The organism is Polaribacter sp. Hel_I_88 (assembly GCF_000687935.1).
GTDB lineage: Bacteria > Bacteroidota > Bacteroidia > Flavobacteriales > Flavobacteriaceae > Polaribacter.
In genome coordinates, this window is sequence record NZ_JHZZ01000001.1 from 2195736 (window position 1) to 2207995 (window position 12260).

Genomic DNA, 12260 nt, shown 5'->3' on the forward strand with positions numbered 1-12260 from the left:
ATCCACGAATAACGAAATACAAAAAACGAAACACGATACACGAATAAAGAAACATGAACAACGTAAATAAAAGCACAAAAATATACATCGCAGGTCATAGAGGTATGGTAGGTGCTGCTATTTGGAGAGCTTTAGAAAAAAGAGGATATTCCAATTTAGTTGGCAGGAGCAGTAAAGAGCTAGATTTAAAAAACCAGCAAGAGGTGCTTGATTTTTTTGATAAAGAAAAACCAGCGATTGTGATTGATGCAGCTGCAAAAGTTGGAGGTATTTTGGCAAATAATGATTTTCCTTATCAATTTTTAATGGAAAATATGCAGATTCAAAACAACTTAATCGATACTTCATTAAAAAATCATGTTGAGAAGTTTATTTTTTTAGGAAGCTCTTGTATTTATCCGAAGTTTGCTCCACAACCTTTAAAAGAAGACTATTTACTAACTGATTCTTTAGAACCTACTAATGAGTGGTATGCGATTGCAAAAATAACCGGGGTTAAAAGTTGTCAAGCCATTAGAAATCAATTTCAAAAAGAGTATGTGAGCTTGATGCCCACAAATTTATACGGTTATTTTGATAATTTCGATTTGAAAACATCCCATGTTTTACCAGCAATGTTGCGTAAATTCCATGAGGCAAAATTAAATAATCAGCCTGTAGAACTATGGGGAAGTGGGACCCCAATGAGAGAATTTTTATTTGTAGATGACATGGCAGAAGCTGTTGTGTTTGCTTTAGAAAATAATTTACCAGAATATTTATATAATATCGGAACAGGAAAAGATATTACTATTAAAGAACTAGCTGAAACGATCCAAAAAGTTGTAGGACATCAAGGAGAAATTATTTGGGATGCCACAAAACCAGATGGTACCCCAAGAAAATTAATGGATGTTTCTAAAATGAAAGATGTAGGTTGGGAATACACAACAGAATTACAAGAAGGAATTGAGAAAACATATGCTTGGTTTTTAGAAAATATAGAGGATATTAAGGAAGTGAAGATGTAGTTTCGATTTTCGTTTCTCGTTTCTCGTCCATCGTAAATCAAGAACAGACAAGAAACAACGAACCACAAACAACGGCCATCGTTTTTCGATTTCCGCTTTTTACCTAACGACTAACCAACAACGACTAAAAAATATGGAAAATAATCTGGAAGTATGGAAATTAGCACATCAATTAACCTTGAAAGTATATACAATTTCTAAAAAATTTCCCTCTTCAGAAATGTATGGCTTAACGAGTCAATTGAGAAGAAGTGTCAGTAGTGTGCCAACAAATATAATAGAAGGTCAGGGTAGACAATATAAAAAAGAATTTATTCAGTTTTTATATATTGCAAAAGGATCTTTAGAGGAAGCAAATTATCAGTTGTTTTTAGCGAAAGACTTACATTATATTTCTGTTGAAGAGTATCATGCATTAAATACCTTATGTACAAGAATTAAAATGATGTTGTATAAATTGATAAAATCATTAAAGTAGATATACCGTTAATCGCTTATCTATTTCCGTTTTTCGCCAAACGAACAACGAACAACGAACAACGAACAACGAACAAAAAATATGAAAGTAGCATTTATAACAGGAGTAACAGGCCAAGATGGCGCGTATTTAAGTGAATTTTTACTAAAAAAAGGATACGAAGTGCATGGAATGAAAAGAAGGTCGTCTTTATTTAATACAGACAGAATTGATCATTTATACCAAGATCCTCATGTAGACAATCGTAATTTCTTTTTACATTATGGGGATATGACGGATAGTACCAATATCACACGTTTGATCAAAGAAATTCAACCCGACGAAATTTATAATTTAGCAGCCATGAGTCATGTGGCAGTTTCTTTTGAAACGCCAGAATATACAGGAAATGCAGATGGTTTAGGGACGTTAAGAATTTTAGACGCTGTTCGATTGTTAGGGTTGGAAAAGAAAACGAGAATTTATCAAGCATCAACATCAGAGTTGTATGGAAAAGTACAAGAAGTTCCACAGTCTGAAACAACGCCATTTTACCCACGTTCTCCCTATGCAGTTGCTAAAATGTACGCATTTTGGATTACTGTAAATTACAGAGAAGCGTATGGAATGTATGCTTGTAATGGAATTTTGTTTAACCACGAATCTCCTTTAAGAGGAGAAACTTTTGTAACGCGTAAAATTACCAGAGCAACCGCTAGAATTGCATTAGGACTTCAGGATAAATTATATTTAGGAAACTTAGACGCAAAACGAGATTGGGGGCATGCCAAAGATTATGTAAGAATGATGTGGATGATTTTACAGGCAGAGGAAGCAGAAGACTGGGTGATTGCAACCGGCAAAACTACCTCTGTAAGAGATTTTGTAAGAATGAGTTTTGAGCAAGTTGGTATTGAGTTAATGTTTAAAGGAGAAGGAGTTGATGAGAAAGGTTTCGTTAAAAGTATTGACGAAGAAAAATACCAAGCAGCTTTGAGCGAAAATGGACAACGAAAAGTAAGCAATGAAGAACGACCTGAAATCGGACAAGAAGTGTTAGCGGTAGATCCAAAGTATTTTAGACCTACAGAAGTTGATTTATTAATTGGAGATCCCTCAAAAGCAAAACAAAAATTAGGTTGGGAGTGTCAATATGATTTGCAAGATTTGGTCAAAGATATGATGCAATCTGATTTAAAATTGATGAAAAAAGATCAGTTTTTGAAAGACAACGGCTTTACAACATTAAATTATTTTGAGTAGACTAATAATTTTTGAATATAAAAGTGTGCGATGATACCACTATTTTGTCACCCTGAATTTATTTCAGGGTCTTGGAATAGGATGTGTATTTAATGTAGTCTAAGATTCTGAAATGAATTCAGCATGACAGATTTTAAGTTTTAAGACATTTAGAGAATAGATAAGAATTATTTAGTGATTATGACGTACCAAGAAACCCTAAACTGGATGTTTAGCCAATTACCTATGTATCAAAACATAGGGAAGACAGCGTTTAAAAAGGATTTAACAAACATCCTAGCTTTTGCGAAGGAGTTAGGAAATCCAGAGCAAAAATTCAAGTCAATTCATGTTGGGGGCACAAACGGAAAAGGTTCCACAAGTCACATGTTGGCTTCTGTTTTGCAAGAAGCAGGTTATACAGTAGGGTTGTATACCTCACCTCATTTAAAAAGTTTTACGGAACGAATCCGTTTAAATGGAGCTGAAATTCCGAAAACAAAAGTGGTTTCATTTATAGCCAAACATAAATTGTTTTTAGAAAAACAACAGCTCTCTTTTTTTGAGATGACTGTGGGCTTGGCCTTCGATTATTTTGCGGATGAAAAAGTAGATATCGCCATTATAGAAGTCGGTTTAGGAGGACGATTGGATTCCACAAACATCATTACTCCAGCAGTATCCGTCATTACCAACATAGGGTTAGATCACACACAGTTTTTAGGGGAAACCTTACCAGAAATCGCTTTTGAAAAAGCCGGCATCATCAAAAAGAACGTTCCCGTAATTATAGGAGAAAAGCAAGAAGAGGTTGTTGCTGTTTTTCAAAAGAAAGCACAGGAATGTGATGTAGAGCTCTTTTTTGGGTCGGATGATGAGCAATGCTATCAAACCGATTTGTTGGGGGATTACCAAACATCAAACACAAAAACAGCCGTTGCTGCTATACAGCAGTTAAAAGGATTCCAAATTTCAAAAGAACATATAGTAAGGGGGTTACAAAATGTTGTAAAGCATACTAACTTACAAGGAAGGTGGCAGATTTTGCAGGAAAAGCCTAAAGTAATTGCAGATACCGCTCATAATAAAGAAGGGTTGGAAATTGTTTTGCAACAGCTTCAAAAAGAACCTTACCAACAACTCCATATTGTTTTAGGGGTGGTGTCTGATAAAAAGTTGGATGAGGTGTTCCCACTATTTCCTAAAGACGCTACCTATTATTTTTGCAAACCCAATATCCCAAGAGGGCTGTCAGAAAAAATAGTAAAAAAAGCAGCAAACCAGTTTAATTTGATAGGAACTTCTTTTGATTCTGTAAATCAAGCTTTTGAAACAGCGAAGCTAAGTGCTGGTAAAGAAGATGTTGTGTATGTAGGAGGCAGTACGTTTGTGGTTGCAGAAATTTTGTAAAATTAAATTAGAATAGTGTTGTTTTATTCTAAAACAATAGTATATTTGCACCCGCAATTGAGGGCAATTAGCTCAGTTGGTTCAGAGCACCTCGTTTACACCGAGGGGGTCGGGGGTTCGAATCCCTCATTGCCCACCACATTCCTGCCGAAACGGAATTCAAATAAAATCGGGCAATTAGCTCAGTTGGTTTCCGAAGCGAGTTCGGAACACGTCAGAGCATTCCGAAGCAAGTTCGGAAGAGTTTGTTTGAAATAAAGAAGTATTCCTTCACTTAGGAATTAAAATATAAAGGGCAATTAGCTCAGTTGGTTCAGAGCATCTCGTTTACACCGAGAGGGTCGGGGGTTCGAATCCCTCATTGCCCACATTAAAACTCTTCCGAATTTCGGAAGAGTTTTTTATTACAAGCAATTTCATGTTTATAGTCTACATTTTATTTAGCGAAAAATTAAATAAATATTATATCGGTTTTACTAGCGATTTAAATGCTAGAATAATCCGTCATAATCAGGGAGGAAATTCATTCACTGGGAAAACAAATGATTGGAAAATTGTGTATACAGAAGAATTCGAAGAAAAAACCGAAGCTATTAACAGAGAAAAACAAATAAAAGGATGGAAGAGTAGGAAGATGGTAGAAAAATTGATTTCCTTAAAAAATTAGTTGGTTCCCGAAGCAAGTTCGGGACAGGTTCCCGAAGCAAGTTCGGGACAGGTTCCCGAAGCAAGTTCGGAACAGGTTCCTGAAACCCGTTTGGGGTAAATCAGAGCATTCCGAATTTACTTCGGAAGGGTCGGGGGTCCCCGAGGCAAGCTCGGGACACGTCGAATCCCTCATTGCCCACATCAATCACAATCCTGATGAATTTTTCATCAGGATTTTTTGTTGTCAAAAAATCAGAAGCTTGCTTCATGATTTTTTGAAAACAAAAAAGACTACAGGAGCGGAGCTCATGAGGATTGTATTTGCAGTAGCGGTTTCAATAAGGGATCTGCAATCCCTCATTGCCTACTTAAAAGGCAATCTAAAAAGTATTGAGCCTTGTCATGCTGAACTTGTTTCAGCATCTTAACATATTATGAATCAAACACTATAAGAACCTGAAATAAATTCAGGTTGACAATAAATTTATTTTTTTAGAAAGCCTTTTTTTTTAAAAAGCTTACTTCATGATTTTTTGAAAACAAAAAAGACTACAGGAGCGGAGCTCATGAGGATTGTATTTGCAGTAGCGGTTTCAATAAGGGATATCCAATCCCTCATTGCCACTTCATAAATTGTCTAAATGGTATTAAATTTTGTCATGCAGAACTTGTTTCAGTATCTTAACTTATTATGAATCAAAAACTATGAGAACCTGAAATAAATTCAGGTTGACAATGGGTTTACTTTTTAGAAGTCTTTTTTTTATGTAAAGCAATATGTTATGAGAACATAATTAGGTGTTCTTAACTAAAAGATTGCTTCAGTCGTTCCTCCTTCGCAATGACGTTAGGTATTATAAACTATAAGATTGCTTCACTCGTACCCTCTTCGCAATGACGTTTGATATTCTAAACTAAAAGATTGCTTCAGTCGTGCCTCCATCGCAATGACGTTTGGTCTTCTAAATTAAAAGATTGCTTCAGTCGTGCCTCCATCGCAATGACGTTTGGTCTTCTAAATTAAAAGATTGCTTCAATCGTACCTCTTTCGCAATGACGTCCAATTCCATGTTAATCGTCTTTGCGAGGCACGAAGCAATCTCATCGTTAAGGTTTCTAAATTTATAAAGTTTTTCGCTACTGCTGGATAGTATTAAAAGCCTTATTTATGAGTCTTTGTCAATTCAATTGATTTGTTACTATAAGTAAAGCTTTTATCAAGCAAAAGAATTTTAACATCTAAACGAGTTCTCGATACAATTTTTTATCAAAAATCACTCGAACTGACATGTTGAAAGTTTATTTAAAGATAGAGTCTAGATTAAGTTATTGTATTTTAAACTATAAGATTGCTTCACTCGTACCTTCTTCGCAATGACGTTAGGTATTATAAACTATAAGATTGCTTCACTCGTACCTTCTTCGCAATGACGTTTGATATTCTAAACTAAAAGATTGCTTCAGTCGTGCCTCCATCGCAATGACGTTTGGTCTTCTAAATTAAAAGATTGCTTCAATCGTACCTCTTTCGCAATGACGTCCAATTCCATGTTAATCGTCTTTGCGAGGCACGAAGCAATCTCATCGTTAAGGTTTCTAAATTTATAAAGTTTTTCGCTACTGCTGGATAGTATTAAAAGCCTTATTTATGAGTCTTTGTCAATTCAATTGATTTGTTACTATAAGTAAAGCTTTTATCAAGCAAAAGAATTTTAACATCTAAACGAGTTCTCGATACAATTTTTTATCAAAAATCACTCGAACTGACATGTTGAAAGTTTATTTGAATTCTAAACTAAAAGATTATTTCAGTCGTACCTCCTTTGCAATGACGTATCAACACCTTTAGTGTATTTTAGAATTTAAGAAAAATAAAAGTAAGTCTTTATTTTTTATGAAGCTTGTGCTGAACATGTTTCAGTGTCTTAACATATTGGTAATCAAATAATATAAGAACCTGAAATAAATTCAGGTTGACAATGGTTTTACTTTTTAGAAGTCTTTTTTTTTATGTAAAGCAATATAGATAGTATGAGAACATAATTAGGTGTTCTAAACTATAAGATTGCTTCAGTCGTACCTTCTACGCAATGACGTTTGGTATTCTAAACTCAAAGATTGTTTCAGTCGTTCCTATTGAATCAAGTTCAGCATACATCCTTCGTAATGACGTGTAGTATTCTAAACTATAAGATTGCTTCAATCGTTCCTCTTTCGCAATGACGTTTGGTATTTTTAACTAAAAGATTGCTTCAGTCGTACCTCTTGCGTAATGACGTTGGGTATTCTAAACTAAAAGATTGCTTCAATCGTTCCTCTTTCGCAATGACGTTTGGTATTTTCAACTAAAAGATTGCTTCAGTCGTACCTTCTTCGTAATGACGTTTGGTCTTCTACACTAAAGGATTGCTTCAATCGTTACTCCTTCGTAATGACGTTTGGTCTTCTACACTAAAAGATTGCTTCAGATGTACCTCTATCGCAATGAGGGTTTAATTAGTGAAGTAGAATGACGATGGTGGTCATAAAAAAAGGCTGTCTAAAAAAATTATTTTTCAAACAGCCTCTTGTGTTGAAGTGGTTTGTTAAACCATACTTACTAATTTTAAGGCATTGAAAGCACCGTTGTTTAATTGGTACAAATCGCCATTTAGTTCTTGTAGAAACTCTATTTTTAATAAAAATAGTTCTACGCCAGTTCCTGAAGCTGGGGTTGTAAAAGAGAAGGTAATGTTGCTACTTGTGCTATCGATGGCCAAGGTTTCTACATTGCTTGCTACTAACTCGCTATCGAAAGAGGTAAAGTCGTAGTTTGCATGATAGGCACTCATTTTTACATGTGTTGCGCCTTTCGGGTTTGCTAGCATGATGTTTGGGGTAAAATCGCCAAGACTTATTTCTTTGCTTGTTGTGTTTATCACATAATTTTGCAAGAGTACCGTATCTAAAGGTGCATTCTTGTTAAAATCAAATCCTACTAATTGCACTTTGGCTTCTGCTTCTTGAATACCGATGCTTACTTTTCGTTCGCCTCGACCAGAAGTGGTGTCATAGTTTTTGACTTTAAACAAATTACTAGACAAGCGTGTGGTCTTTGTGCGGTCTTTTACATTTGTTAAAGCGCCTACCAAGGCTCTTCGAAACTGTTTGCCGCTTTTTGCTACCTCTGCAAATTCTGAGTTGTTTTCTCGGGTTCTTGCAAAGGAAGGGTCGTTTAAAATACGTTCCTTTTTTACACCGCCTTTGGTTCTTACATAATACTGCCCATCGGCTTTTTTGTAGAAGGTCATCCCATCCAAGGTGCCTTCGATTTTTAATAATGACTTTAATTTTGCCATGATTCTAAATTTTAAATTATAATTATTATATACACATTAGGGCTAGTGAAAAACACTTTGTCTGCAGCTAGGGTGTTGACACTGAATCCGAATGATGTTGTAAAGTTAGCGGTTTTTTAGACTGGGTTTTGGGGTTTGTTGGAGTCCTTTGGAAAGCTTTGGTATCTTTTACGCTATTTTCCTTTTTGTCAGTGTTTTTCCATATTTTCCGCTCACTTTAAACAAAAGCTGTATAGGCTTTATATAGGCTTTGTACTGGCTTTGTATTCAGGATGCATAGGTTTAACTAAAATGTTAACGTACGTATAGATCTTTTGCATAAAGCACAGGTTTTCTTTACATTGTTACTATCCTGTTGAGAAGTTTGTATCTTTTGTGTTAAAATTGATTAGAATTCTTATTATTTTGCCATAAAAAAAATGAAAAACGAAAATATTGAATATGAGAGCAATCGATTTGACACTATCAACCCTTTTTTAATTTCGGGGATTTATAGAATTGAAGACCTTGATCTAACATTAACGGATGCCCAAATTATGGCTGTTTTTGTGCGGAATTTTAGTTGCTATTTGTATTATCACTATGATATCGGGCACGCTCCTTATGATGGTGATGGTTCTCCTAGTATATTGTTGCACAAAATTAAATTTGGCAAAAATTACAATAAATTTTTTTCTTACAATAAACTTGAGGAGTTTGCAGAGGCGGAGTTGTTTCAGTTTACAATTGAAAAGTTACCCGAAGCGATGCTTTATGTACATTTTATTAAAACGCATAAGGCATGTTTTAAAACCATAGATCGGTTGTTTGCCTCTAATCTGCATTTTGAGAATATCATGGATTCCTCTTATAGGGGTTATATTCAAACTTTGAATTTGTCTGTACATAATTTGGAAATAATTGAAATTGACGAAGCATTTAATTTATTAGCGAGCATTATTCTTAAAGAAGTATATTCTAGTTTGCTTTTTGAATCAGACTTTAATCTTTGTAACTTCCAGGCAACGAAGGAGGCGTTGGATACTGTTATTTTTCATTTGAATAATCGTTTGTTGTTTGAAGATCAGAAAAGACAACTTCAAGTTAGTGCGCTTTTGTGGTTTGCGCAATTTATAGATACGCTTTGTTTTGAATTGAAAATTGAAGAACCTCCTGCTTTTGTCCATCAAATTAAAAATTATTTTTCTTCTAAGTTGCCTTTGGCTGGTTTGCAAGATACCCCTGATTATCCGCAGGTTATTTTTGCCAGTTACCAAGGTTATCATTTGTTTGATACGCTCGCAAAGGGTTTGAGTACGAAAGTAGTGATTAGTTTTTTGTATCGTTTTCTGTATGAGAAAGGCCATATTTTGGTGAAAGATACTCCTTTTAGAGCTTGGTATAATGCGCAGGATTACGCTATTCAATTAACTACAGCTACTGAAACGCTGAAAAATAGTAAGAGTGTAGATCGAGAGCAGTTTGTTGTTATTGTGGCGGATTTGTTGGGAGTGGAGATGTGAAGATTAAAGTGGGAAGTGGGAAGTCGTTGGTGGTTAGTTGGTGGTGTTTAGTGGTTAGAGTTTAGAGGTTAGTGTTTAGTGGGCAGTGTTCATTCTGTATGTCCCTGATATAGGTTGACCACTTTAACCAAAGTGCAAACTAATGAAAGCAAATTTAAAACAATTAAAGAAAAGTAGAATTTATTCAGAAGAATTTAAGCGAGAAATTGTAAAAGATTTTGAATCTGGAAGGTTTAGTGTTTTACAATTGAAAAAATTACATAGTATTTCTGATGTAACTATTTACAAATGGATTCATAAATTCTCTACCTTTAACGAAAAAGGATCAAGAGTGGTTGAGAAGAAAGATAGTAGTTCTGAAAAATTGAAAAAACTAGAAGCTCGTGTTAAAGAACTTGAAGGAATTGTGGGGCGTAAACAAATTGCTATAGATTATTTAGAGAAGACTATAGAAATTGCAAGTGATGAATTAAATGTGGATATTAAAAAAAATTCCAATACTCTACAATCTGCTGGTTTCGCAAAAACAAATCAAAAATAAATTATAGCATGAATCAACTTTATAAAGTTATTGATATTAGCAAACAAGCTGTTTATCAATATGAAAAAAGACAAGCTATATTTGATCATCAATTATCTCAATTGATTTTAGAAGCTGATGATTTGCGTTTAGATCATCCTGGTTGTGGAGTAGAAAAAATGTACACTATATTAAATCCTGAATTTATAGGACGTGATCGATTTGTAAATACTATGATGAGTTTAGGTTACAGAATTAAAAAGGTTAAGAATTATAAAAGAACCACTATTGCTGGTAAAAAGTTTTATCCAAATTTAATAAAAGGATTAAAAATTGACAAACCTAGTAATGTATGGCAATCAGATATTACTTACTTACCTTTAAATGGTAAACATTATTATGCAGTATTTATAATAGATGTTTACACAAAAAAAATTGTAGGTTATAAAGTGTCAGATAATATGAGAGCAGAAGCTAATTTAACTGCTTTAAAAATGGCTTTGAAAGATAATCAGGCTCCTATAATCCATCATTCAGATAGAGGAAGTCAATATACTTATGGCAAATATTTAGACCTTTTAAAATTGAATCAAACCAAGATAAGTATGTGTTATAGTGGCTTAGATAATGCGTATGCAGAAAGAATCAATAGAACTATAAAAGAAGAATATTTAAGCTACTGGAACCCTAAAACATTTAATCAATTAAAAAATAATGTAAAAAAGGCAGTGGAAAATTACAATAACACTAGAACTCATAAACATTTACCTAATATGAATCCTGTAGAATTTGAAAAATATTGGGCAACTTTATCAAATAATAATAAACCAAATATTACTATTTTTAACAACGAAATAAATAACTAAAAACGGTCAACTCTAATCAGGGATGTTCATTCAGTGGGCAGTAAGCAGTGGCAGTTGGCAGTGGTGAGTGTTGCGTTGGGTGTTTGAAGATAGGAGTTTGTTGTGGGGTTTGATAGATAAGGATACTTATTCTTAAGGATAGTAATTGCATACAGTGTTTGCATTTTTAATTGTGTGAAATACCCTGAAGGCAATCTTGCTTATGCATCAACCCTATTTTTTTGTTTTAAAATATTGGTATAACCTGTTGTGCATTTTGATGAAATGCTGTCAATTTGAATGAATTTAACGATTGAAATGCCTGAAATTTGTAACGAGAAGAAGAATTTTAGTTACTAACCTAGTTCTCGATACAATTTTTTATCAAAAATCACACGAACTGACATTGTGGAATCCATCTTAAATTCAAAATTCAATATTTAAAATGTAAAACAAGTTGTTGTAATATGTTGATAATCAGCACTAAGAAAAGTAGCGGAGTAAAGTACTGTGTTTTTCGGAGAACTAGGCTGATTTTCGATAAAACTCCTTTTTGCTTTTTTTTAGTTTGCATAGAAAGTGGCTAGTTTTGTACTATATCTATGTAATTATGAGAGTATTTAAGAGTACCGTAGTTTTTGAGCGTGAGTTGGCTTTGTTTTTAGGCTGTCATATTAAAACGGCTAAAAAGTATTATCAACGCATGCGCGATCATTATCAAAAGGAGGCTCATGGGTTGTTGAGTTTGGAGGAAGTAGCTTCTTATTATCAGTTGCCTGTTGAGGTATTGCAAACCTTTGAACAATAAGACATGCGAAAGAAACCTCATGTTTTCGATCAGATATCCCCTTGGGATATTGCCTTGTATCGTGAGGTTTGTTATGAAACTGCTCGTAAAGAGTATAAAGTAATCCTGGAGTTTTATGAGCGTCCTGTTCGTTTTTTAACCTTTCGTGATTTGATCTGTTATTATGATCCAGCTGCAGAAAATGAGGAGTCTTTTTGGAAGCGGTATTTTTATTTGAAGGAGCGGAGTTAGGTTGTTTGTCAATCGTTGTTTGTTCATCGTTGTTCGTTTTTCGTTTCTCGCTTGGGCGAAATGACTTTGACTATGACCTTGATCACGACCTTGTATGTGTCCTTATTATTCAGAAATGACGAAGGGAAATCGTTATTTTTGAATTTATTAGGTATTCTAAACTATAAGATTGCTTCAATCGTACCTCTTTCGCAATGACGTTTGGTCTCCTTTGTTATTGCGAGGCACTAAGCAATCTCATCTTTTGGT

The 12260-nt window shown here is 34.3% G+C and carries 10 protein-coding genes and 2 tRNA genes; 11 read left to right on the forward strand and 1 reads right to left on the reverse strand.

Going from position 1 to position 12260, the window contains the following annotated elements:
* Positions 1-53 precede the first annotated feature (53 nt).
* The 7 genes from P161_RS0109880 to P161_RS0109910 all read left to right on the forward strand — a co-directional run bounded on the left by P161_RS0109880 (position 54) and on the right by P161_RS0109910 (position 4786).
* Positions 54-1010, forward strand: a complete 957-nt coding sequence (locus tag P161_RS0109880) for a GDP-L-fucose synthase (RefSeq protein WP_026776839.1) — start codon at positions 54-56, stop codon at positions 1008-1010.
* A gap of 133 nt (positions 1011-1143) precedes the next feature.
* Positions 1144-1488: a four helix bundle protein gene (locus tag P161_RS0109885; protein ID WP_026776840.1), complete on the forward strand. Its 345-nt coding sequence runs from the start codon at positions 1144-1146 to the stop codon at positions 1486-1488.
* Positions 1489-1569: 81 nt separating this feature from the next.
* Positions 1570-2730 (forward strand): GDP-mannose 4,6-dehydratase, encoded by a 1161-nt coding sequence (gene gmd, locus P161_RS0109890; protein ID WP_026776841.1) that lies wholly within the window; start codon positions 1570-1572, stop codon positions 2728-2730.
* Positions 2731-2910: 180 nt separating this feature from the next.
* Positions 2911-4119 carry a folylpolyglutamate synthase/dihydrofolate synthase family protein gene (locus tag P161_RS0109895; RefSeq protein ID WP_026776842.1) on the forward strand — a complete coding sequence of 403 codons (1209 nt, stop codon included), beginning with the start codon at positions 2911-2913 and terminating at the stop codon, positions 4117-4119.
* Positions 4120-4180: 61 nt separating this feature from the next.
* Positions 4181-4258: transfer RNA gene (locus P161_RS0109900), tRNA-Val, on the forward strand.
* A gap of 154 nt (positions 4259-4412) precedes the next feature.
* Positions 4413-4487 (forward strand) — tRNA-Val (locus tag P161_RS0109905).
* Between the two features lie 50 nt (positions 4488-4537).
* The gene (locus tag P161_RS0109910) at positions 4538-4786 is read left to right on the forward strand and encodes a GIY-YIG nuclease family protein (protein WP_026776843.1); all 249 of its coding nucleotides are present in this window, start codon (positions 4538-4540) and stop codon (positions 4784-4786) included.
* Between the two features lie 2566 nt (positions 4787-7352).
* On the opposite strand, the gene P161_RS0109920 is transcribed toward P161_RS0109910, so the two are convergent.
* Entirely contained in the window at positions 7353-8105 is a 753-nt protein-coding gene (locus P161_RS0109920; protein ID WP_026776844.1) for a hypothetical protein, read from the reverse strand.
* 419 nt (positions 8106-8524) lie between these two features.
* Here P161_RS0109920 and P161_RS0109925 point away from each other — a divergent pair, with 419 nt between their 5' ends.
* The 4 genes from P161_RS0109925 to P161_RS0109940 all read left to right on the forward strand — a co-directional run bounded on the left by P161_RS0109925 (position 8525) and on the right by P161_RS0109940 (position 11780).
* Complete coding sequence (locus tag P161_RS0109925; RefSeq protein WP_026776845.1) at positions 8525-9607, forward strand: hypothetical protein; 1083 nt, start codon at positions 8525-8527, stop codon at positions 9605-9607.
* Positions 9608-9749: 142 nt separating this feature from the next.
* On the forward strand, positions 9750-10148 hold the full coding sequence (locus tag P161_RS0109930) for a transposase (RefSeq protein ID WP_026776846.1): 399 nt from the start codon (positions 9750-9752) through the stop codon (positions 10146-10148).
* An 8-nt stretch (positions 10149-10156) separates the two neighbouring features.
* Positions 10157-10993, forward strand: coding sequence for an IS3 family transposase (locus P161_RS0109935; RefSeq protein WP_026776847.1), 837 nt, complete (start codon positions 10157-10159; stop codon positions 10991-10993).
* A 589-nt stretch (positions 10994-11582) separates the two neighbouring features.
* Positions 11583-11780 carry a hypothetical protein gene (locus P161_RS0109940; protein ID WP_026776848.1) on the forward strand — a complete coding sequence of 66 codons (198 nt, stop codon included), beginning with the start codon at positions 11583-11585 and terminating at the stop codon, positions 11778-11780.
* Positions 11781-12260: the final 480 nt, after the last annotated feature.